Source organism: Streptomyces sp. NPDC002835 (assembly GCF_053591995.1).
In genome coordinates this window covers 217987-238324 of sequence record NZ_JBSFUW010000009.1, presented here as the reverse complement: position 1 = coordinate 238324, position 20338 = coordinate 217987, and the positions used below count along the sequence as shown (strand labels likewise).

The following is a 20338-nucleotide window of genomic DNA, read 5'->3' as shown; positions in this document are numbered from 1 at the left end:
CCGTGTCCCCGATCCCAGGATCCGGTCTCGCCAAGGGCCTGGCCGTCACCCTGCGCACGATGACGAAGAAGACCGTCACCGCCCAGTATCCCGACGTCCAGCCCCAACTCCCGCCCCGCTCGCGCGGGGTGATCGGCCTGTTCGAGGAGAACTGCACGGTCTGCATGCTCTGCGCCCGCGAGTGTCCCGACTGGTGCATCTACATCGACTCCCACAAGGAGACCGTGCCGCCGGCGGCACCCGGCGGCCGCGAGCGCAGCCGCAACGTCCTCGACCGGTTCGCCATCGACTTCTCCCTCTGCATGTACTGCGGTATCTGCATCGAGGTGTGTCCTTTCGACGCGCTCTTCTGGTCACCCGAGTTCGAGTACGCGGAGACGGACATCCGCGAACTCACCCACGAGCGGGACAAGCTCCGCGAGTGGATGTGGACGGTGCCCGCACCGCCCGCGCTGGACCCGGGCGCGGAGGAGCCGAAGGAGCTCGGCGCGGCCCGCAAGACGGCGGACAAGCTGGCAGCCGCGCAGGCGGCGGAGAGCACCCCGGAGACCGGGAGCACCCCGTCGTCCGAAGGCGGTCCGGCGGCCGGTGGCGGTCCCGCGGCAGAAGGCGGCCCGGCATCCGGCCAGGGAGGTCAGGGATGACGCTCGCCGCAGCCGCCGCGACGCACGGCTTCCTCTCGCCGTCCGGAGTCGAGATCGCCTTCCTCCTCGTGGGCATCGCGACCCTCGGCGCGGCCGTGATCACGGTCACGACCAGACAGCTGGTGCATGCCGCCCTCTGGCTGGTCGTGGCGCTCGGCGGCCTCGCCGTCGAGTACCTCCTGCTCACCGCCGAGTTCATCGCGTGGGTGCAGGTCCTCATCTACGTCGGTTCCGTGGTCGTCCTCCTGCTGTTCGGTCTGATGCTCACCAAGGCGCCCATCGGCCGCTCCCCGGAGGCCGATTCGGGCAACCGGTGGGTCGCCCTCGCGGTGGCGGTTGCGGCCGCGGCTTCCCTGGTGTGGGTCGTCGTGGACGCCTTCCGCGCCACCTGGATCGACCTGGACGGGCCGGCCCAGGGCTCCACCAAGGTGTCCGGCGAGATCCTCTTCCGGTACTGGGTGCTGCCGTTCGAGGCGCTGTCCGTACTGCTGCTCGCCGCCCTCATCGGCGCGATCGTGCTGTCCCGCAGGGACAAGGAGGAGCCGGTCCAAGGCCGGTCGGCCGACCGGCCGGCCCGAGAGGGGAACCGCTGATGCACCTCGCCTATCCCGCCGTGCTCGCCGCGCTCCTCTTCAGCGTCGGGCTGTACGGGGTGCTGGCCCGCCGCAACGCGATCCTCGTCCTGATGTCCGTCGAGCTGATGCTCAACGCCGTCAACCTCAATCTGGTCGCCTTCGACGTCTGGCTGCGCGACACCCTGCACGCCGGCCAGGCGCTCACCCTCTTCGTCATCGCCGTCGCCGCCGCGGAGATCGGCATCGGTCTGGCGATCGTGCTCATGGTGTACCGCAACCGAGGCAGCTCGGACGTCGACCGCCTCCGCGACACCGCTGAAACGGCGCACGGACCCGACGGCCCCGGCCACGACACATCCGCAGACCACGAGGAGAAGGCCGAGGCCACCACGTGACCACCACGACCCTCGCCGTCCTCGTCCCCCTCCTTCCGTTCCTGGGCGCCGTGGCCGGGCTGCTGCTCGGCCGCACCGCACCCGGTTTCGTCCGTCCGCTGGCCGTGCTGCCGACGCTGGCCGCGGCCGTGCTCGCCGTCCTCGTCGCCGTACGCCAAGGCGGCGGCACGGCGATCGACGCCGCCACGCAGCTCACGCCGACCGGCTCGGTCCCGATCGACCTCGCTCTCCATCTCGACGGTTTCGCGGTCCTCACCGCGATCCTGGTCGGGGTCGTCGCCTCCTGTGTGCAGATCTACTCGACGGGCTATCTGCGCGACGACCCGCGCTACCCCTCGTACGCCGCGCTGGTCTCGCTGTTCACCTCCGCCATGCTGCTCGTCGTCTACTCCGGCGACCTGATGGTGCTGCTGGTCGGCTGGGAGATCATGGGCATCTGCTCGTACTTCCTCGTCGGCCACTACTGGGAGACGCCCGAGGCGCGCGCCGCCTCCCTCAAGGCCTTCCTGGTCACCAAGCTCGGTGATGTCCCCTTCCTGATCGGTCTGTTCGCGCTGGCCGCCGACGCGGGCACCTTCCGGATCACCGGGATCCTCGGAGCCGTCGCCGCCGACTCCATCGAGCACCCCACCCTCATCGCGCTGCTGCTCCTCGCCGGTGTGGCGGGCAAGTCGGCCCAGTTCCCGCTGCACACCTGGCTGCCCGACGCGATGGCGGGCCCCACTCCCGTCTCCGCGCTGATCCACGCCGCGACCATGGTCGCGGCCGGCATCTACTTCGTGGCCCGGCTCCTTCCTCTCTTCGCGGCCTCCGCGGCCGCCATGACCGTGCTCGCCGTGATGGCGGCCGTGACGATGGTGGGCTCGGCGCTCGCCGCCCTCGCCCAGGACGACATCAAACGGGTCCTCGCCTACTCGACCATCGGCCAGCTCGGCTACATGTCCGGCGCCCTGGCGGTCGGGGACCGCGGCGCCGCCGTCTTCCACCTCCTGTCCCACGGTGCGTTCAAGGCGCTGCTCTTCCTCGCCGCCGGCGTGATCATCCACGCCGCCGGCACCAACTCGCTCGCCGCCATGTCCCGTATGAGCGGCCTCGCCAAGCGCGTCCCCGACGCGTACTGGACGATGACCGTCGCTCTGCTCGCACTGGCCGCGATCCCTCCCTTCGCCGGCTTCTTCTCCAAGGAAGCCGTCCTCGTGGCCGCCGAGCACACCGCGCTCGGCGACTCGGCCACCGCCCCCACGGCAGCCGGCTGGCTCGTGCTCGTCGCCGCGCTGCTGACCGCCCTGCTGACCGCGGCCTACGCGATCCGGCTGTGGCTGCTGGCCTTCCGCGGCCGGGGCACCACCGCCCCCGACCACGGCCGCCAGCCGCTCTCCATGACCACCGTGCTGTGGGTCCTCGCCGTCCCCTCCCTCGCCTTCGGGCTGACCGCCGGCCGGCTGCCCCGCTGGTTCGACGGCCACGAACTCACCCCGACCGTGACCACGGCCGTCCTCGGCACCGGCGTCGCCCTCGTCGGCGGGCTCGTCACCTACGCGGCGTGGCGGCACTCCACCGCGGTCGCCGCCCGCCCCCCGATCGGTGCCGTCGCCGCCCACCCGGAAGCCGAACCGGCCGTCTCCGAGGCGGAGGCCATCGCCACCCACGTCCCCGCCTACGGCGACATCGCGGCCGCCCCCGACCCGGCCGATCCCGCCCGGCTGCTGCTCGGCCCGCTCCACCGGCACGCGGCCGCGGGCTTCCACGTCGACGCCCTCTACACGGCCCTGTTCGTCCGCCCCGTCCGGGCAGCCGCCCAACTGGTCCGCTTCCTGGACCGCGAGGTCGTCGACGCCTACGTACGCGGCTCCGGCACCGGCACTCGCTGGCTCGGCACGGCCGTCCGGCGCGCCCAGACCGGCAACGTCCAGACCTATCTGAGCGTGCTCCTCGCCGGATCGGTCGTCCTGGCGATCGCCGCCGTCGTCCTTTCCAACGTCAACGCCGGAACGTGAGCCGTGATCGATATCAGCGCGTCCGTGATGCAGTTCCTTCTCGCGTTCATCGTCGCCGGCCCGCTCGTCGGGGCCGCCGCAGCCCTGCTGCCCGCCCCGCCCGGGCTGCGCGGCAGCAGCCCCGACCAGGCGGTCCTGCGCCACGGCGTGACCGTGACCGGCGCGGTCCTGCTGGCCGTGGTGGTCCTCGCACTCGGCTTCGACCACGACCGGCCGTCGGCGATGCAGGCCACCACCGACATCAGCTGGATCCCGGCACTCGACGTGCGGATCCACCTCGGCATCGACGGCATCTCGCTCCCCCTTCTGGTCCTTACGGCGCTGCTGACCTTCCTCTGCGCCCTCTACAGCTACTTCAAAATGCCCACGGGCCCGTCCGCGAAGGGCTTCGTGGCCCTGCTGCTCGTCCTCGAGTCCGGCACGCTGGCCACCTTCGCCGTCCTCGACCTGCTGCTGTTCTTCCTGGCCTTCGAGATGGTGCTCATCCCGATGTACTTCCTCATCGCCCGCTGGGGCGGCGAGGCGAGGCAGCCCGCCGCCTGGAAGTTCATCCTCTACACACTGCTCGGTTCCGTGGTCATGCTGCTCGGCCTCCTGCTCATCGGGCTGACGGCCGGCACCTTCGACATGGTGGCACTCGCCACTGACAACGGCCGGGGACTGACCACATCCGTGCAGGTCATCGCCGTTCTGGCGATCGGTCTGGGCCTTGCGGTGAAGACGCCGATGTGGCCCCTGCACACCTGGCTGCCCGACGCCCACACCGCCGCGCCGACCGTCGGCTCGGTCCTCCTCGCCGGCGTGCTGCTGAAGATGGGTACGTACGGGTTCGTCCGTATCGTCCTGCCGATCGCCCCCGACGGCATGCGGACCTTCGCGCCCTATCTCGCCGCCTTCGCCGTCGTCGGCATCATCTACGGCTCACTCGCCTGCCTCGCCCTCGCCCGCCGCGGCGCCGGCGGCGACCTGAAGCGCCTGATCGCGTACTCGTCCGTCGGCCACATGGGCTTCGTACTGCTCGGCATCGCGACGATGACCCCGACCGGAGTGAACGGCGCCCTCTTCGCCAACATCGCCCACGGCCTCATCACCGGGCTGCTGTTCTTCCTCGTCGGCGCGGTCAAGGACCGCTACGGCACCGCGGATCTGGACACCCTCGCCGGTGCGACGGGAGCCGCGCTGTACGGCCGCGCCCCACGCCTCGGCGGGCTGCTCGCCTTCGCGGCGGTCGCCTCGCTCGGGTTGCCGGGACTCGCCGGATTCTGGGGCGAGATGCTCACCCTGTTCGGAGCGTTCGACCCGGCCGACGGGCTCAGTCGGCCGGCCTTCCTCACCTTCATGGCGATCGGCGCCTTCGGCACCCTGCTCACGGCCGCGTATCTCCTCGTCGTCGTGCGCCGCGTGTGCATGGGCGCCCGGCCGCCGGCGGCCGCGGACGAGCAGCGGCCCGAGCCGTTCGCCGACATCCGTGCGTACGAGTTCGCCGCGTGGACCCCGCTCGTGGCGCTCACCGTCATCGCCGGACTGTGGCCCGCGGTCCTCCTCGGCCTCACCGATCCGGCCGTGCAGAAGCTCCTCGCAGGAGGCAAGTCGTGACCGTGGCAGCCGAGAGCGTCACCAGCCTCGTCCAGTCCGTCGACTGGGCGGCGATCGCGCCGCCGACGATCGTCGCGGTCGTCGCCGTGATCTGCCTCGTCGCCGACCTCTTCGTCGACGACCGGCGCAAGCCCCTGCTCGGGGCGGTCGCGATCACCGGACTCGTCGCCTCGATCGTCGCGCTCGTACCGCTGCGCGGGGGCGACCGCTCGACGTTCTGCCTGACCGGCGAGGCGGAGGTCTGCAGTTACACCGCCGACCACTTCACCCTGGTGATCCAGTTCCTGGTGCTCGGCGGGGCGTTGTTGACCGCGCTGCTGTCCCTCACGGACACCCGGGAGAAGCTTCCGGCGGGCGAGTTCTGGTTCCTGCTGCTGGCCTCGGCGTCCGGCGCGGCGCTGCTGCCCGCCTCCCGCGACCTGGCCACCCTCGTCGTCGCCCTCGAAGTCGCTTCGCTGCCGGCGTTCGCGCTGGTGGGCCTCAGGCGGGGCGACCGGCTCTCCAGCGAAGCCGCCCTCAAGTTCTTCCTCTCCTCGGTCACCGCGACGGCCGTGACACTTCTCGGCGTCAGCTTCGTGTACGCCACGACGGGCACCCTCCACCTCACGCAGGTCGCCGCCGGCCTCGAGGACGTGCCCGGCCAGCTGGACACGCTCGCCAAGGCGGGCGTCGCGCTGACCCTCGTCGGCTTCGCCTTCAAGACGGCGGCGGTTCCCTTCCACTTCTGGGTCCCCGACACCTATGTGGGCGCGCCGCTGCCGATCGCGGGCTACCTCTCCGTCGTCGGCAAGGCCGTCGGCTTCACCGGTCTCATCCTGGTCACCGTCATCGCCTTCCCCGGATACGCCGACATCTGGGGCCCCGCGCTCGCGGTTCTCGCCGCCCTCACCATGACCGCCGGCAACGTCGCCGCGCTGCGTCAGTCCGCGGACCGCGCGTACAGCGCCGTACGCCTGCTGGCCTGGTCCTCCGTGGGCCAGGCCGGATATCTGCTGGTGCCGATCGCGGCCGCCGCGTACTCCAGCGACGACCAGATCGGCGCCACCGTCGCGTACGCCCTGATGTACGCCGTCGTGAACCTGGGCGCGTTCGCCGTGGCCGCCGTGGTGGCCCGTACCCGGCCGCTGAACCGGATCTCCGACTACCGCGGCCTGTACGCCACCCGCCCGCTCACCGCCCTGGCCATGGGCTTCTTCCTGCTCTGCCTCGCGGGACTGCCGCCGGGCATCATCGGGCTCTTCGCCAAGGTGATGGTGTTCTCCGCCGCCGTGGACGCGGGCCTCGGATGGCTGGCGGTCGTCATGGGCGTCAACGTCGTGATCGCCCTCTACTACTACCTGAAGTGGACGGCGATCCTCTTCCGCGCCCCGCACGTGGCGGCAGCGGGGGAGCCCGCCCGCAGGCGTGTCCCCACGCCGGTGACCGCCACCGTGGTTCTGACCGCCGTCGCGGGCGTCGTCCTGTCCGGCTACCCCCAGCTGGTTCTGCGCTTCGCCGCGAACAGCCTGTTCTGAGCGGCCGGGACCAAGACGGGTCGGACCCGGCCCGGAGCCTCACCCCAACGGCCGCGGCGGGGCCGGAGCGTGCAGGGGAACCAGTGTCCTTCGCCTGGCGTTGACCAGTACAGAAGGGTCCACTGAAGAGTGGAGCACCCCCATGCGAAGGGTCCCCTGCCGCACCACCTGGAGGGCGTACCGTGCACCGCCGGCACAACGGGCTGAAGACCGCCGTACTCCTCGGGGGACTGTCCGCACTCATCCTCGTCATCGGCAGCCTCTTCGGCCGGACGGGGCTGCTCGTCGCGCTCGTCGTGGCCCTGGGAACCAACGCGTACGCCTACTGGAACAGCGACAAGCTCGCCCTGCGCGCCATGCGTGCCCGCCCGGTCAGTGAGTTCGAGGCCCCGGCGCTGTACCGCATGGTCCGCGAGCTCTCCACGACCGCCCGCCAGCCCATGCCGCGCCTCTACATCTCGCCCACCCAGGCGCCCAACGCGTTCGCGACCGGCCGCAACCCGCGCAACGCGGCGGTCTGCTGCACCGAGGGCATCCTGCGCATCCTCGACGAGCGTGAGCTGCGGGGCGTCATCGGCCACGAGCTGAGCCATGTCTACAACCGGGACATCCTCATCTCCTCGGTCGCCGGCGCCCTCGCCTCCGTGGTGATGTTCATGGTGAACTTCGCCTGGCTGATCCCCATCGGCCGCTCGGACGACGACGACGGGCCCGGCCTCGTCGGTATGCTGCTGATCATGCTGCTCGGTCCGTTGGCGGCCTCCGTCATCCAACTCGCCGTCAGCCGGTCCCGGGAGTACGAGGCGGACGCGTCGGGCTCCCAGCTGACCGGCGACCCACTGGCACTGGCGAGCGCCCTCCGTAAACTCGACGCCGGTACGACGCAGCTCCCGCTGCCCCCTGAGCCGCGGCTCGAGACGGCGAGCCACATGATGATCGCCAACCCCTTCGGTCCCGGCCGCGGACTCTCCAGAATGTTCTCCACCCACCCGCCGATGGCGGAACGAATCGCCCGACTCGAACAGATGGCAGGTCCTCGTCCGTGAAGACAATTCTGAACGTCATTTGGCTGTTCCTGAGCGGCTTCTGGCTGTTCCTGGGGTACATGCTGGCGGGAGTGATCCTCTGCATCACCGTCATCGGCATCCCGTTCGGCCTGGCCTCGTTCAGGATCGGCGTCTACGCCCTCTGGCCGTTCGGCTACACGACAGTGGAGCGCCGTGACTCCGGTGCGCCCTCGCTGGTGGGCAACGTTCTGTGGGTGGTCCTCGCCGGCTGGTGGCTCGCGCTCGGCCACATCGCCACGGGCCTCGTTCTCTGCGTCACGATCATCGGCATCCCCTTCGGCATCGCCAACTTCAAGCTGATCCCGGTGTCGCTGATGCCCCTGGGCAGGGAGATCGTCCGCACGGACCAGCCGTTCACCGCGCGCTGACGGACTGACGGGCACGTCTCGCGCCTCGTGGACCGGGCCCATACGCCTCGCTCGGCGAGGGGCCGTGCCTCCGCACCGTGGCCGCCGGGTCGGCTCAACAGTCAGGCCTGACGCCGGTCAGCGGTCGCGGCGGTGGATCCGCGTCGCGTACACCGCCGCGCCCAGCGCCAGCACGCCCGCACCGACGAGTACGGACGACAGCGGCAGCGAGAACGCCAGGGCCAGGCAACCCACGATCCCGAAGCCGGCCGTCAGCCTGACGATCCACGCCACTCGAACGGGTGTATCGCCCCGCGGTCCGGAACTCAGCGTCCAGGCGGAAGCGTTGGCGATTGTGTAGTACACGAGCACTCCGAACGACGAGAAGCCGATCGCCCCGCGCAGGTCTACGGTCGCCGCCACCACCGCGACGACGGCCCCCACAGCGACCTCCGCGCGGTGCGGCACCTGGAACCGCGGATGGACCGCGGCCAGTGCTCCCGGCAGACGGCCGTCCCGCGCCATCGCGAAAGTCGTCCTCGACACACCGAGAATCAGCGCGAGCAGTGACCCCAGCGCCGCTACGGCGGCGCCGACACGAACCACCGGCGCCAGCCAGGAGGCTCCGGCGGCCCGCACGGCATCGGCGAGCGGAGCCGTCGCCTGCCCCAGCCCCCCGGCGCCCAGTACGGAAAGGACCGCGACAGCGACACACGCATAGACGACCAGCGCGATGCCCAGCGCCAGCGGCACGGCCCGGGGGATCGTACGGGCCGGATCGCGCACCTCCTCGCCCAGCGTCGCGATCCGCGCGTACCCGGCGAAGGCGAAGAACAGCAGCCCCGCGGACTGAAGCACCCCGCCCAGCGACGCGTCGGCGGCGGGCTCCAGCCGTCCGAACTCCGCGGAACCGCTGCCGAGCAGCGTCACCACCACAGCGGCGAGCACCGCTAGCACCGCCGCGACGATCAGCCGCGTCAGCCACGCCGACTTCTGAACGCCCCCGTAGTTCACGGCAGTCAGCGCGACCACCGCGGCGACCGCCACCGCATGCGCCTGCCCCGGCCAGGCGTACGCACCGACCGTCAGAGCCATCGCCGCGCACGAAGCCGTCTTCCCCACGATGAACGCCCACCCGGCCAGGCACCCCCAGAACTCGCCCAGCCGCTCCCGCCCGTACACATAGGCGCCGCCCGACGCGGGGTACACGGCGGCGAGGCGTGCCGACGACATGGCGTTGCAGTAGGCCACCACGGCGGCCAGGGCCAGCCCGAGCAGCAGGCCGGAGCCGGCCGCCAGCGCCGCCGGCCCCAGGGCGGCGAAGATCCCCGCCCCGACCATCGACCCCAGACCGATCACCACCGCGTCGAGGACCCCGAGCGACCGTCGCAACTCCCGCGTCATGAGCCGCACCCTACTGATCGTCGCAACCACGGCCGTGCCGGGTAGCGTCCTCGACAACATCACGAACCAACATCACCGTACGAAAGGCAGGTTCACGGCATGACCATCATCGGCTGGATCGTTCTCGGGCTGCTGGCCGGGGCCATAGCCAAGATCCTGCTGCCGGGGCGCGACCCGGGTGGCCTGGTCGGCACCACTCTGATCGGCGTCGCCGGGGCGGCCATCGGCGGCTGGATATCGTCACGCTATCTGGACCGCGAGATCGCCAACCAGTTCTACGACGGGCCGACTTGGCTGGCGGCCATCGGCGGCGCGCTCGTCCTGCTGATCGCCTACCGGATCCTGTTCGGTCACTCCCGCTCACGCTGACCGGGCGGGGCCGGGCCGGGCGGAGCGGGCGAGGCCAGGCCGGGCCGGGTGTCCGACCGGACAGGGGCAGTCCGCGTCAGCCCGTCAGCCCGGTCTCCCGCAGCGTGATGTTCAGCCGGCCGCCGCCCAACCCGGCCGCCGGGTCACCCGTACCGGGAAGCACCTTCGTCACGCCGTGATACGCGAGGCGGGAGGCGCCACCGAAGACGAACAGGTCACCGGACGCCAGCTCCACATCCGTGTACGGGCGGCCCCTGGTCTCGGTGTTGCCGAAGCGGAACACACACGAGTCGCCGATGCTCAACGAGACGACCGGCGCCGCGGACCGCTCCTCCTTGTCCTGGTGCATCCCCATCCGGGCCGCGCCGTCGTAGAAGTTGATCAGCGCAGTGTCGGGGGCGTAACCCTGATGCTCGCCGTACGCCTCGACCAGCGCCTCGCGTCCCAGTTCCGCCAGCCACTCGGGAAACGCGGCGACGGGCGCACCGTTCACGTCGTCCGCCGTACGGGAGTATCGGTACGGCTGCCAGTGCCAGCCCACGCACACCGTCCGCACCGACATCACACCGCCGCCGGGCAGCACCGTGTGCCGGATCGGCACCGGCCCGCGCGCCCACTCACGGCACGCGTCCACCAGCTCCCGCCGGCGCTCGCCCGGCAGCCAGCCGGGCACATGCACCGCACCCGGGGCGACGACGGCCCGCTCCCGTGGAAACAGTGCTCCGCTCATCAGGCCGCCTCCCTCACGGCACCAGCGCCCCCTCCAGTCCGAGGAGCCGGGCCTTGGACTCCAGGCCGGCCGCGTACCCCCGCAGCGCGCCGTCCGCGCCGATCACCCGGTGGCAGGGCCGCACGACGAGCAGCGGATTGCGCCCGATCGCCGTCCCCACGGCCCGTACACCCACCGCGGAGGTGCCGACGGCCTCGGCGATCTCCCGGTAGGTGGTCGTCCGCCCGTAGGGGATGTCCTCGACCGCCCGCCAGACGCCGCGCTGGAACGGCGTGCCGGCATCGGCGTACTCGATGTCGAAACGGGTCAGCCGTCCGGCGAAGTACGCCGCGAGCTGGCGTCCGATCTCCGCGAAGGCGTCGGGATCGCGGCGCCAGCCGTCCTGGACGACGGCCCCGCCCTTCTGGCCGGGCAGGGAGAGGGAGGCCAGCGCGGTGCCGCCCGTGGCCGTCGTCGATGCCCGGCCGACCAGCAGCAGCTCACCGAGCGGGCTGTCGACGGTCTCGTACACGGTCGTCATGGCTCACGTGCTCCTCACGATGGTCGGGCGCCGGGGCCTTCCGTCCGCCCCGCTCCTACGAGTCTGCGGCTCCGGCCCCGCCGAGGCTGGCGGAATTCGGACGTCGCCCGCCGGACTCGGACCTGGCCCTGCCCGGCTCTGCCCGGCCCGCCCCCGCCCGGCGAACGGGGCACGGGACGGGGGCGGAGCGGACCAACCGCTCCGCCCCCGGTAGCCCCCGGCGCGCCCGCAGACGTCAGCGGTAGTTCACGTACTTACCGCTTGATCCTCTGACCTGCACTGAACGCCCGGAAGGGGGTTTGACGTGCAGAAACTACTGTCAGTGATTGTCAACGTTCATCACCGTTATTCGGCATCTTGTGCCCTGGAAGTGCCCTGCCGTTGCCGCGCCCCTCCTGCGTCCCCCGACGCAGCGGCGCCGCCCGGTGTTGGAGCACCGGACGACGCCTTGATCCAGATCCTTCTGTGACAAGGAGTCCAGACCCATGCAGGACCGTACCCCGACCGCCAGCGAGCTCCGCCAGCTCCTGGCCGTCGTCCTCGAAGCGCTCGCCATCCCGCACCCGGCCACCATCGGCGACGGGGAGGTGCACGGCCAGGTCCTCGCCGACCGCGTCATGCACGCCCGGATCGCCTTGGAGAACGTCCTCGAGCGCGGCGACGACCCCGGATGGTCCGCCGACTACCTCCAGGCCCGGCTTACCGAGCACCCGCCCACCGGATACCGCGCCGCCGGGGCCCCGCGGACGGAGGCCGGCCGATGAACGAGCCGACCGTCACGGTGCCGACGCTCGATCACGGCCTGGTCCAGCTCACCGAACCGGCCTGGTGCCTCGGACACGACCAGGAGCCCGCCCTCCGCGGAGACATCCTCCACACCGGCCCCGAGCACACCGCGGTGTTCCGCGGCCGCCAGCTGGCCGTCGCCGCCCTCGCCCAGTCCCCGTTCGCGCCCGTCCCCACGGTCGCGGTGAGCGTGCAGTGCGGCGGCTTCACCCAGGCCCTCGAGCCCGCCGGCCTCGATGAGCTCGCCGCGGTCCTGGTCGACTACGCCGCGACCCTGCGGCACCTCGCCCGCCAGCTCGCCACCATCACGGCGGGGGAGGGCGAGTGAAGCGCGACTACCTTCTGTGGGGAGCGCTCGGGGCCGTCCTGGTCGTGCTCGCCTCCGCCGAATACGACCTCGCCCGCGCCTGCGGGTTCGGCACCTACGTTGCCGCCGGGGTGCCGGCCGCGCTCGACATCTACGCCGTGCGCGCCCTGCGGGCCAAGCGCGACGTCCTCATCGTCGTCCTGGTCCTGATCGCGGTGAACTCCGCCTCGCACCTCCTGGCGGCGGGCGTGCTCACGGTGGAGCCGTGGCTCATCGTCGCCGTGTCCTCCATCGCCCCGCTCGTCATGTGGCGCGTCCACCAGCTCGGGGAGAAGCCGCTCCACCAGGCGGCACCGGAACCGGAACCGGTACCGGAACCGGCGGAACCTCTCCCGGCCGCGGTCACTGTCGAGCGCGCACCGGAGCCCGCCGACGCGATCCCGCCCGTGCCGGTCCTCGGGCCGTGGACACCGCTGGCGGAACTGACCGGAACCCGCGCCGGAACCGAAGCTGACCAGGTCCTTTCCCGGCACTGGGATGAAGCGCTGGCCGTGGCGGAACCCGCACCGGAACCGGCCGGACCGCGCCCGGTTCCGCCGGTTCCGGACCCGGCGGCCGACGCCGACTCCGAGGACACCGGCAACACCACGTTCGACCGCCAGGTGGCCGAAGCCCGGAACTGGCTGCGGCGCGAACCGGAACTGACCGGAACCGCGATCGGCCAACGCCTCGGCAAGAGCGACGCCTACGGCCGCCGCGTCCGCCGCGCCGCTCTCGCGGAGGCGTGATGTTCCTGCCGCTCTATCTCGCGGCGCTGGTGATCGGGCTCGTGGGGCTCCGCCTCGCGGGCCCGGTCCGGGACCGCGATCTGTATCTGTTGCCCGTCCTCGGGACGGTCGCCCTCATCGTCACGCTCGCGGCCCTCGCCGCCTCCCTCCTGCACTGAGGACTCTTCCGTGAACTTCACCCCGCACAACATCGTCACGCTGGGCGGCGTCGTCGTCGGCCTGTCCTTGCTCGTCTGGGAGATCGTCACCTGGTGGCCCGGCGCCAAGCAGGCCGGGAAGCCCAAGCACCTGCTGCGGCTGCTGCCGTTCACCGCGGCCTGGCTGTACGGCATGGTCCTGATCCTGTCCGCTGGCGGCGTCGCCGGGCTGGCGGCCGACTACTCACTGTGGGGCTCGTCCGAGATCGGCGACGCCGTGCTGGAGTACGGCGTCGGCGGCGACAGCCCCGAAGTCACCCGTACGTCGAACCTGACGCTCACCGCGGGCGGGCACGCCTTCGTCGTGGTCGCCACGGTCGCCCTGGTAGCCGTCTGGTGTAAGCGGCGCGGCTTCAACTGGACGATCCTGCGCGCGGTCGTCTCGGGCATCTGCCTCGGACTGTCCTCCGGGGTCGCCGGGATCGCCGGGTATGTGCTGAGCCCGGCGGTGTCCACTGCGGGCGACGTGATCGTGGGTCTCCTGTGAGCGCCCGCGACCAGCTGCGCGCGGCCGGCCGCGGGATGGCGGCGGCCGGGCGCCGGGTGGCGCTCGGGACGGGCCTGCTGCTGCACGGCGCGGGCGGCTGGATCTCTCCAGGCGGCTGCGGCCCTCTCCTTGTCCGGTCCGCGCTGCTGCTGGGGACGTCGTGGTTCGCCGGGACGCTGGCTCACCGGGCGCCGGCAGTCTTGTTCGCCGTGCCGGTCCTCTGGCTGTACGCGGCCTGGGTGATGTCCGATTCGTCCGCCACTCCCCCACCGCTTCGCGGCGGCGCGAACCGCGACGTTTACGCAGGTGAGCGCATCGAAGTCGCGAGAGTGGTGCACAGCCCGGAAGGGGTTATGTGCACGCTGCACCCAGTGCGCGAGGAGGTGACCGAACGATGATCGCCAGACTCCTCGGGTACGTCTACTGCGAAGTCTGCGGCTGGTGGAGCAAGCCCGGCTGCGGACATTGATCACTCCGCCCATGCCGCGAAAGCGACCACGGTTTTCAGTAGGCGGGCACCCGTAAAGTGATCACCAGAGGGCCGGGCCTGCGTCACACAGGCCCGGCCCCGGCGTACGGGAAAGGCCCCGACCGGAATCGGTCGGGGCCTTCCTGCGGCCTGGGGGCCGGCACACGCACGGGCGGTGCTCAGGACCTCCAGCCGCACGCGGCCAGCAGCGGATGCACATCACGCCACCGGCCGCGGTCTATCGTGGGCCACAGCCCACCGAGCAACGGCCCCCAGACCTCGACACTGGGGGCCGTCTGCGTTCCCGGCCGCGACCGATCGGCGGCGGCCACGGCCAGGAGCATCACGGGTCGCGCTGGGTTCGGGGGCGGCACTCCGGGTCGCCGGCCTTGTGCCGGTGGTCATCCGGCCGGGCGCCGCTGGTCGCCCAGAGCTGCGGCACGGTCTCCGCCTCGCCCATGATCGGCCGATCACAGCGGACACAGATCTGCAGCGCTGTCACGGTGCGCCTCCCGCCCAGGCGCGCGCCAGCTGCTCGGTGTCCTCGCTGGTCCACTCGCCCACGACGGCGGCGCCGGACTGGGCGGCGCAGACGAGGTGCGCGAGGATCGGCCAGCCGGGGCCGGACCCGGCCGGGCGGTAGCCGATGACTGCGTCCGGCGGCGGTGTCGTCTCGGGACAGAGGGCGCAGGCCAGGGTGCTAGCCACGAGATACCTCCGCCTCGCTGCCGGCGTAGGGGTTGCCGGGCGCCGGGGTTACGCGCCAGAACGAGGTGGCAGTGGCGCGGAAGGAGCGGTGCGCCGGCCTCTCTCCGGTGTGCTTGATGGCCCACGTCTCCGCCGGGAGCCGCTTCCCCTCCGTCGCGCCCGAACGGGCCCCGCACGTCGTGCACTCGGCTTCGTGCAGCGGCTGCTGCGGGGCTCCCTCCGTGGTGTCCAGGCCCAGGTGCCAGTCGGCGGCCCTGATGATCGTGCGCCGCATCACAGGACCCCAGATGGACGGTGCTGCCCGACGAGCCGCGAGGGGTTCATCAGGCGCGAGAGGTGCGCGTGCAGGTGCTCCGCCTCGAGCCGGGAGAGCACCAGGTCAACGTCGCCCTGGGAGCGGTCGAGGCTGAAGATCTCCAGCGGCACGCGGATCTCTCCGGTGTCCACGTCCCCTGTCGGAGCTGCGTTCGGGCGCGGTGAGGCGTGCCAGTGTTTGCCGACCATGGTCTCCCCTGGTGTGAGCGGCCGTTGACGGGCCGTCACCGTACGGGGAGTACCAACGGGTAACGGGGACAGAGTGTCCCCGTTACCCAGACTGTCCCCCTATCCGGCCTCGGGCAGACCGATCTCCTCGGCGAGCCGGGCGGCCTCCGGGCGCAGGGCGCGGGGCGCGCGCTTCCACAGCTCCGCCACCGCAGTACGGGCGGAGGGGGTGAACTCGACTGTCTCGGCACCGATCTCGTGGGCCAGGGCCATGACGTGCAGCGCAGCTGTGTGGTCGCCGCGCTGGAGGTGCCCGCGGGCGACTTCCACCCACAGGCGGGCGCGACGCTCCACAGAGGGCATGGCGTCGGGGTCGATGTCGTCGGCCAGGGAGAGGGCTTCGCGGGAGGTGTGGAGGTCTACGGCGACGGACACCTGGTGGAAGTCGACGTTCGCGCGGCCGAACACGGTCGACGGGTGGACGTAGTGCGCCGGCAGGCTCTTGGCCACCTGGTCACCGGCGCCCCAGTACCGCCATGCCTCGCCCTTGCGCCCGTCGCGGGCGGAGGTGACGGCGGCATGCAGCTGGAGCGCGCCGTAGATGCCGCGCCAGTCGTCCGGCGCGGTCTCCAGGTGGGGGCGGATGAGGTCGGCGGCCTCGGTGACGACGCGCAGGGCCTCTTCGGGATACGACGTCTCGCGGAGGATGTTGCCCATGTTCCAGGCGGCGGCCGCTATGGCGGCGGGCTGGTCGGCGTCCTGAGCGGCGGCCAGGGCGCGGTCGGCCACGACCCAGGCCAGTTCTCCGGGAGCGACGTACGCGGTCGCCTGGCCCGTCAGGCGGTAGATGTCCGACTGGGCGACCAGGGCGGCGCGACGGTCGTCTCCGTCGAGGGAGCGGACGGCGGTGTCGGCCTGGCGGATGAGCGCGGGCAGCAGCTGGAGGACTTCGGTGCGGTTGCTGCTGGAGGTGTGCCAGAGCTGCCATGTCTGGTCGGCGCGGCCTTGGAGGCCGGCGACATCGATGGGGCCGGCCTGCGGGGCGATGGTGAGGCGCCGGTTCATCACGGCGTCCCAGATCGGGGGCATTGCTGGGTGGTTCAGGCGGCCGATCTGGACGGGCTGCGCGACGTCGGTGGTGCCGGTGATGACGGAGGCGTCGGAGAGCTGGAGGGCGGCGGCCAGGCGGTGGATGAGTGTGTGCTGGCGGAGCTGCCGTTCGCCGGATTCGATCTTCTTCAGCCAGTCGGAGCCGCGGCCGCACATGCTGGCCAGCATGTCGCGGGACATGCCCCGTGATTCGCGCAGGAGCCGGATGCGCTGCCCTATGGGGAGGTCCTCGGGGATGTCCACGGTTGTGCCCCTTCCGCTGGCGTAAGGCCTACCTGTGCAGCGTACGGGCGGACGCGGGGGCTTGGGGAGAGCAGAGCGCCGGCCCTCGAGGGACCGGGCGCCTGGTCGTCGTTCAGGCCGGGTCGGGCAACGGTTCGGCCGTGAGCTCATCCGCGCCCAGCAGCCGCACGGCGGTGAATGTGGCACTGGGGATCGGCATTCCGTCGTCGTCGTGCAACGGGCGCCATGCATCCGGACCACCGGCCATCACCACGTAACCCAGCTGTGCCAGCGCGTCATAGCGCATGAGCAGCGTCGGCGGACCGTCCTGGACCTGCCACTCCGGCCATGTCACATGGAACAGTCCGGGTTCATCGTCGGCGGTGAGGATCAGGAGCTGCCAGCAGGCGACCTCTGTCGACCAGTGCACAAGGGCATAGGGGTTGGCGATGCCGTTCACGGTTGTCATCTCCCTTGCCCCAGGTAAAGCTGGACGTTGCCGCCGCCGATGCGAATCGACCTGCGGAGCGTCGTGACAAGCAGGTCGTCCAACCGACTTCCGGCTGAGTCGATGCGGATCTGGATGGGCTTCTGGCGGCCGTCACGACCTGCGGAGGCGCTGCCCATGGCGGCGGGCGTGGGCGTGGTCGCAAGGTTGGACATGGCCTTGTCTACGGCTGGTGAGCCGGCCTGGATGCCATCGACGACACCAGCGGGAATCCACCGGCCGACCTGCTTCGCCATCACGCGCGAGGGGCTGGAGATCCCGAGGGCCTTCGCGATCGGCCCGGGGATCAGATCGCGGGCCCAGCCCATCAGGGTGTCGCGCAGCCAGCCGCCCATGCCCTTGATGCCGTTCCACAGGCCCAGCACGATGTCGCGGCCCTTGTTGTAGAGCAGGCTGCCCATGTTGCCGATGGCGCGGGTGATCCGGCCCGGCATGTCGCGCACCCAGGCGACGAAGCCGGCGACCTTGCGGGCCGCCGCGTCACGGAATTTCTGGAAGCCCTTGCTCGCCGCCTCGCTCAGCTTGGAGCCGAGCCCCGAGATGGCGGACCAGACGCGGCCCGGCAGGCCGGTCAGCCACACGACCATCTCGGCCATCTTGCGGATGGCCCAGTCCTTCGCGTCCTGGAACCATCCACTGATCTTGTCTGGCAGGTCGGCGAACCAGCCGATGGTCGCGGCGATCGCATCGACAGCGGTCTTGATCCACGTCTTCAGGGTCGTCCAGACGGCCTGGACGATGTCCCGGAAGGTCTCCGACTTCTGGTACGCGATGACGACGATCGCGACCAGGGCGACGATCGCGGCGATCACCAGGAACACGGGGTTGGCCAGCATCGACGCGTTCAGCTGCCACTGGGTCGTGGTCCAGATCCGGTTCCGCAGGGCCACCAGGGCCTGCGCCGCAGCCCACAGCTTCATCGCCACGACGGCCGTAGCGATGGCGGCGGCGAGGCCGGCCAGGACCGGGGTAGGGATGCCGTTGACGATCTCGGCGAAGGCCAGCGCGATCTGGGCGGAGATGCCGATCAGCGGGCCCAGGGCGACGACGAGCTTCACCGCGGCCTTGGCGAGGCTGGCGATGAGCTGTCCGCCCTCCTTCGCGAGGTCGATGAACTGGGCGAAGCCTTCGGAGCCCTTCAGCGAGGTGCCCCAGTCGGCGAACGCGGCGCTCATGGACACCAGCCCGCCGGTCACGCCAGCGGACGCGGGCAGGAATGCCTGCATCAGGCCCATGAACCCCTTGCCGAGGTTCCCGATCACGGTGATGAAGTTCTTCAGCGCGGTGCCGGAGGCAGCGGCCATGTCGGCAGCCCACTCCTTGAACTTGGCGGACTTCACACCGACCGCGACCCGGTCCAGCATGTCGCCCAGCGCCGCCGCAGCGGCCTTCACGAACGGCGTGAGGGTCGGCAGCAGGCTGCGCAGAATCTCAATGCCCTTGGTGAACACGGGCATCGTCGTGCTGCTGAGACCGTCCGACCATGCCTGGTAGTCGCTCTTCAGGCCGACGAACGCCTTCGCTGTGGCCTGTGTCGCGGGAGGCAGCTTCCCCAGCGCGTCGGTGTACGCCTTCTGCGCCGCGGCGGCCTTCTCGCCCCCCTCGGCTGCTGCTTCCTCGGCTGCTGCGGCGAGTTGGGCGACGTTCTTGACTGCCTCCATCTGCGGTCCGGCAGCCAGGCTGAACGCCTTGACGGCGATGCCGGCCGCGACCGCGCCCGCTGCGAGGCCCCCGAGCGCGGCCGTGAGGGCTGCTGCGACGGGTACGCCTACGCCGATGCCGGCAGCGGCGGGGCCGATGCGCTTCAGGACGTCGACGGCGGCGGTGGCGCCGCGGGAGAGGGCGCCACCGAGGGCGCGGCCCATGGCGTTCGACTGGGACACGAACCGGCCGTGCATGTCCCTGAGCTGTCCCGTGGCGTCGCGGGTGAACCCGGCCAGGGTCCGTTCCGCGTTGCTGAGGCCGCGCCGGAATCCTGAGTCGTCCGCGCGCAGGGAAGCGACGAGTTCGCCGATGTTGAGTGCCATGGGCCGTGCCTCCGGTTACTGGTCGGCCGGGGCCGGGCTGGTGTCGACGGGACGCCGCTCCTGGGCCGTGAGCTCGCGACGCTGCTCCGGGGTGGCGGCCTCCCACTCCTCGGGGGTGAGCCGCAGTGCGTCGGCCAGGCCGGGGATGTCCTCTCCGATCCGGGCGATTACCTGGTTCGGGAGTCCGCTCATGAACTTGCGGGCGTGCTCCTGCTCGGGCTTGTCGCCGGTCAGCGCAAGGTGGAGGGCGGCGGCGGCCAGGCGTCCGGGGTACACGGCGCGCGTACTGCCTTCGCCCAGGACGATGACGGAGGCCGGCGACGTCATGGCTCGCACGCCGAACTGGTCGATGGGCCACGAGTGATCGTCGGCTGTGGCGTTCTTCAGCTCTGCGTTGATGGCCACGAGGTCCTGGGCCGCGTCGCCGATCGCGGCGTTGCGGTCGGCCGCGACCTTCACGAGGTGCCGCAGGGCGTCGGCTGCGGCGCGTACGGCGTCGATGATGGGCTGGGTGTCGTCGGCGGCCAGGAGGTCGCGGCCGGCCTGTGCAGCGGCCTGTGCGCGGCGTTCGCGGTCGGCCGTGGTCTCGGCTGCGTGCTTGCGGTGCGCGGCCTCGACACGGAGTTCTGCGAAGCCGATGAGCTCGCGCTGTGCGGCGAGCTGGTCGGGCGTGATGTCGGTGTCGCCTTCGCGTACGCGCTCCTGGAGAGCGGCGAGGACCTGCTGAGCGTCGGCGAGCTCGCGCTGGGCGGTGGCGATGAGGTCAGGCTGCATCGTTGCCCCCTGCGGTGCGGGCCGTGCGGAGGGCCTGGGCGGCGACCAGCTGCTGGCGGGCGGGGCTCAGCGCGTCCCAGGCGGGGGTGCCGTGCAGGGCGGCGTCTGCGGCGAGTTGCTGTTCGCGGGCCTGGCGCTCGGGGGCGGCCTTGTCTGCGGCGAGTTGCTGCTTGGCGGCCTGGTCGGCGCTGACGGCACCGAAAAGGTCAGGCCGGCGGTGTTGGTCCTGCGATCCCATGGGGGCCCTCCTGGCGTCCGTAGCGGAAGCTGTCGAGCGCTGCGGCGGTGGTCGCCCACGTCCGGCCGACTCGCCA

General features: G+C 71.5%; 27 protein-coding genes. 15 read left to right on the top strand and 12 right to left on the bottom strand.

The genetic code is table 11. From position 1 onward, the window contains the following. Positions 1-2 precede the first annotated feature (2 nt). From ACWD01_RS13205 to ACWD01_RS13170, 8 genes are all read left to right on the top strand, one after another. Complete coding sequence (locus tag ACWD01_RS13205; protein ID WP_451161101.1) at positions 3-644, top strand: NuoI/complex I 23 kDa subunit family protein; 642 nt, start codon at positions 3-5, stop codon at positions 642-644. After that, positions 641-1237, top strand: a complete 597-nt coding sequence (locus tag ACWD01_RS13200; RefSeq protein WP_451161099.1) for an NADH-quinone oxidoreductase subunit J family protein — start codon at positions 641-643, stop codon at positions 1235-1237. Before ACWD01_RS13205 ends, ACWD01_RS13200 begins: the two co-directional genes overlap by 4 nt. After that, complete coding sequence (gene nuoK / locus ACWD01_RS13195; RefSeq protein WP_451161097.1) at positions 1237-1614, top strand: NADH-quinone oxidoreductase subunit NuoK; 378 nt, start codon at positions 1237-1239, stop codon at positions 1612-1614. The genes ACWD01_RS13200 and nuoK overlap by 1 nt, the downstream gene beginning before the upstream one ends. Beyond that, positions 1611-3611, top strand: a complete 2001-nt coding sequence (locus ACWD01_RS13190; RefSeq protein WP_451161095.1) for an NADH-quinone oxidoreductase subunit 5 family protein — start codon at positions 1611-1613, stop codon at positions 3609-3611. The genes nuoK and ACWD01_RS13190 overlap by 4 nt, the downstream gene beginning before the upstream one ends. Positions 3612-3614: 3 nt before the next feature. Further along, positions 3615-5207, top strand: a complete 1593-nt coding sequence (locus ACWD01_RS13185) for an NADH-quinone oxidoreductase subunit M (RefSeq protein ID WP_451161093.1) — start codon at positions 3615-3617, stop codon at positions 5205-5207. Next, complete coding sequence (locus ACWD01_RS13180; RefSeq protein WP_451161091.1) at positions 5204-6721, top strand: NADH-quinone oxidoreductase subunit N; 1518 nt, start codon at positions 5204-5206, stop codon at positions 6719-6721. The genes ACWD01_RS13185 and ACWD01_RS13180 overlap by 4 nt, the downstream gene beginning before the upstream one ends. A gap of 182 nt (positions 6722-6903) precedes the next feature. Next, entirely contained in the window at positions 6904-7767 is an 864-nt protein-coding gene (gene htpX / locus ACWD01_RS13175; RefSeq protein WP_451161089.1) for a zinc metalloprotease HtpX, read from the top strand. Continuing rightward, a complete protein-coding gene (locus ACWD01_RS13170; RefSeq protein WP_451161087.1) occupies positions 7764-8156 on the top strand; it encodes a YccF domain-containing protein in 393 nt (130 codons plus the stop codon). The genes htpX and ACWD01_RS13170 overlap by 4 nt, the downstream gene beginning before the upstream one ends. Positions 8157-8273: 117 nt before the next feature. Here the strand turns inward: ACWD01_RS13170 and ACWD01_RS13165 are convergent, their stop codons facing one another. Next, positions 8274-9539: an APC family permease gene (locus tag ACWD01_RS13165; protein ID WP_451161085.1), complete on the bottom strand. Its 1266-nt coding sequence runs from the start codon at positions 9537-9539 to the stop codon at positions 8274-8276. A 99-nt stretch (positions 9540-9638) separates the two neighbouring features. On the opposite strand from ACWD01_RS13165, the gene ACWD01_RS13160 reads away from it, so the two are divergent. Further along, the gene (locus ACWD01_RS13160) at positions 9639-9908 is read left to right on the top strand and encodes a GlsB/YeaQ/YmgE family stress response membrane protein (protein ID WP_451161083.1); all 270 of its coding nucleotides are present in this window, start codon (positions 9639-9641) and stop codon (positions 9906-9908) included. Positions 9909-9984: 76 nt separating this feature from the next. On the opposite strand, the gene ACWD01_RS13155 is transcribed toward ACWD01_RS13160, so the two are convergent. Together ACWD01_RS13155 and ACWD01_RS13150 are read right to left on the bottom strand one after the other, a co-directional pair. Next, positions 9985-10638 carry an alpha-ketoglutarate-dependent dioxygenase AlkB family protein gene (locus ACWD01_RS13155; protein WP_451161081.1) on the bottom strand — a complete coding sequence of 218 codons (654 nt, stop codon included), beginning with the start codon at positions 10636-10638 and terminating at the stop codon, positions 9985-9987. 13 nt (positions 10639-10651) lie between these two features. After that, a complete protein-coding gene (locus ACWD01_RS13150; RefSeq protein ID WP_451161079.1) occupies positions 10652-11158 on the bottom strand; it encodes a methylated-DNA--[protein]-cysteine S-methyltransferase in 507 nt (168 codons plus the stop codon). Positions 11159-11643: 485 nt separating this feature from the next. Between ACWD01_RS13150 and ACWD01_RS13145 the strand changes: the two genes are divergently transcribed. From ACWD01_RS13145 to ACWD01_RS13120, 6 genes are read left to right on the top strand one after another with little or no spacing between them, the layout of a single operon-like run. Further along, positions 11644-11922 (top strand): hypothetical protein, encoded by a 279-nt coding sequence (locus ACWD01_RS13145; protein ID WP_451161077.1) that lies wholly within the window; start codon positions 11644-11646, stop codon positions 11920-11922. Beyond that, a complete protein-coding gene (locus ACWD01_RS13140; RefSeq protein WP_451161075.1) occupies positions 11919-12272 on the top strand; it encodes a DUF6907 domain-containing protein in 354 nt (117 codons plus the stop codon). Before ACWD01_RS13145 ends, ACWD01_RS13140 begins: the two co-directional genes overlap by 4 nt. After that, a complete protein-coding gene (locus ACWD01_RS13135; RefSeq protein WP_451161073.1) occupies positions 12269-13039 on the top strand; it encodes a hypothetical protein in 771 nt (256 codons plus the stop codon). The genes ACWD01_RS13140 and ACWD01_RS13135 overlap by 4 nt, the downstream gene beginning before the upstream one ends. Then, the gene (locus tag ACWD01_RS13130) at positions 13039-13197 is read left to right on the top strand and encodes a hypothetical protein (RefSeq protein WP_451161071.1); all 159 of its coding nucleotides are present in this window, start codon (positions 13039-13041) and stop codon (positions 13195-13197) included. Before ACWD01_RS13135 ends, ACWD01_RS13130 begins: the two co-directional genes overlap by 1 nt. A gap of 10 nt (positions 13198-13207) precedes the next feature. Then, the gene (locus ACWD01_RS13125) at positions 13208-13723 is read left to right on the top strand and encodes a hypothetical protein (protein ID WP_451161069.1); all 516 of its coding nucleotides are present in this window, start codon (positions 13208-13210) and stop codon (positions 13721-13723) included. Next, entirely contained in the window at positions 13720-14121 is a 402-nt protein-coding gene (locus ACWD01_RS13120) for a hypothetical protein (RefSeq protein WP_451161067.1), read from the top strand. The genes ACWD01_RS13125 and ACWD01_RS13120 overlap by 4 nt, the downstream gene beginning before the upstream one ends. A 414-nt stretch (positions 14122-14535) precedes the next feature. Here ACWD01_RS13120 and ACWD01_RS13115 read toward each other — a convergent pair whose 3' ends face one another. From ACWD01_RS13115 to ACWD01_RS13075, 9 genes are all read right to left on the bottom strand, one after another. After that, the gene (locus ACWD01_RS13115) at positions 14536-14694 is read right to left on the bottom strand and encodes a hypothetical protein (protein ID WP_451161065.1); all 159 of its coding nucleotides are present in this window, start codon (positions 14692-14694) and stop codon (positions 14536-14538) included. Further along, positions 14691-14900, bottom strand: a complete 210-nt coding sequence (locus ACWD01_RS13110) for a hypothetical protein (RefSeq protein ID WP_451161063.1) — start codon at positions 14898-14900, stop codon at positions 14691-14693. The genes ACWD01_RS13115 and ACWD01_RS13110 overlap by 4 nt, the downstream gene beginning before the upstream one ends. Continuing rightward, positions 14893-15174, bottom strand: a complete 282-nt coding sequence (locus ACWD01_RS13105; RefSeq protein WP_451161061.1) for a DUF7848 domain-containing protein — start codon at positions 15172-15174, stop codon at positions 14893-14895. Before ACWD01_RS13105 ends, ACWD01_RS13110 begins: the two co-directional genes overlap by 8 nt. Further along, positions 15174-15347, bottom strand: a complete 174-nt coding sequence (locus ACWD01_RS13100) for a hypothetical protein (RefSeq protein WP_451161059.1) — start codon at positions 15345-15347, stop codon at positions 15174-15176. The genes ACWD01_RS13105 and ACWD01_RS13100 overlap by 1 nt, the downstream gene beginning before the upstream one ends. A gap of 156 nt (positions 15348-15503) precedes the next feature. After that, a complete protein-coding gene (locus ACWD01_RS13095) occupies positions 15504-16736 on the bottom strand; it encodes a helix-turn-helix domain-containing protein (RefSeq protein ID WP_451161057.1) in 1233 nt (410 codons plus the stop codon). Between the two features lie 112 nt (positions 16737-16848). Beyond that, positions 16849-17175: a DUF6303 family protein gene (locus tag ACWD01_RS13090; RefSeq protein WP_451161055.1), complete on the bottom strand. Its 327-nt coding sequence runs from the start codon at positions 17173-17175 to the stop codon at positions 16849-16851. A gap of 5 nt (positions 17176-17180) precedes the next feature. Further along, the gene (locus tag ACWD01_RS13085) at positions 17181-19250 is read right to left on the bottom strand and encodes a phage tail protein (protein WP_451161053.1); all 2070 of its coding nucleotides are present in this window, start codon (positions 19248-19250) and stop codon (positions 17181-17183) included. A gap of 15 nt (positions 19251-19265) precedes the next feature. Beyond that, the gene (locus tag ACWD01_RS13080) at positions 19266-20024 is read right to left on the bottom strand and encodes a hypothetical protein (protein WP_451161051.1); all 759 of its coding nucleotides are present in this window, start codon (positions 20022-20024) and stop codon (positions 19266-19268) included. After that, positions 20014-20262 (bottom strand): hypothetical protein, encoded by a 249-nt coding sequence (locus ACWD01_RS13075; protein ID WP_451161049.1) that lies wholly within the window; start codon positions 20260-20262, stop codon positions 20014-20016. The genes ACWD01_RS13080 and ACWD01_RS13075 overlap by 11 nt, the downstream gene beginning before the upstream one ends. Positions 20263-20338: the final 76 nt, after the last annotated feature.

Bases quoted from the DNA above. Each gene is read 5' to 3' on its own strand.
- ACWD01_RS13200 (WP_451161099.1), top strand. From the start codon at position 641: ATGACGCTCGCCGCAGCCGCCGCGACGCACGGCTTCCTCTCGCCGTCC.
- nuoK (WP_451161097.1), top strand. From the start codon at position 1,237: ATGCACCTCGCCTATCCCGCCGTGCTCGCCGCGCTCCTCTTCAGCGTC.
- ACWD01_RS13165 (WP_451161085.1), bottom strand. From the start codon at position 9,539: ATGACGCGGGAGTTGCGACGGTCGCTCGGGGTCCTCGACGCGGTGGTG.
- ACWD01_RS13160 (WP_451161083.1), top strand. From the start codon at position 9,639: ATGACCATCATCGGCTGGATCGTTCTCGGGCTGCTGGCCGGGGCCATA.
- ACWD01_RS13155 (WP_451161081.1), bottom strand. From the start codon at position 10,638: ATGAGCGGAGCACTGTTTCCACGGGAGCGGGCCGTCGTCGCCCCGGGT.
- ACWD01_RS13150 (WP_451161079.1), bottom strand. From the start codon at position 11,158: ATGACGACCGTGTACGAGACCGTCGACAGCCCGCTCGGTGAGCTGCTG.
- ACWD01_RS13145 (WP_451161077.1), top strand. From the start codon at position 11,644: ATGCAGGACCGTACCCCGACCGCCAGCGAGCTCCGCCAGCTCCTGGCC.
- ACWD01_RS13140 (WP_451161075.1), top strand. From the start codon at position 11,919: ATGAACGAGCCGACCGTCACGGTGCCGACGCTCGATCACGGCCTGGTC.
- ACWD01_RS13130 (WP_451161071.1), top strand. From the start codon at position 13,039: ATGTTCCTGCCGCTCTATCTCGCGGCGCTGGTGATCGGGCTCGTGGGG.
- ACWD01_RS13105 (WP_451161061.1), bottom strand. From the start codon at position 15,174: ATGCGGCGCACGATCATCAGGGCCGCCGACTGGCACCTGGGCCTGGAC.
- ACWD01_RS13085 (WP_451161053.1), bottom strand. From the start codon at position 19,250: ATGGCACTCAACATCGGCGAACTCGTCGCTTCCCTGCGCGCGGACGAC.
- ACWD01_RS13080 (WP_451161051.1), bottom strand. From the start codon at position 20,024: ATGCAGCCTGACCTCATCGCCACCGCCCAGCGCGAGCTCGCCGACGCT.
- ACWD01_RS13075 (WP_451161049.1), bottom strand. From the start codon at position 20,262: ATGGGATCGCAGGACCAACACCGCCGGCCTGACCTTTTCGGTGCCGTC.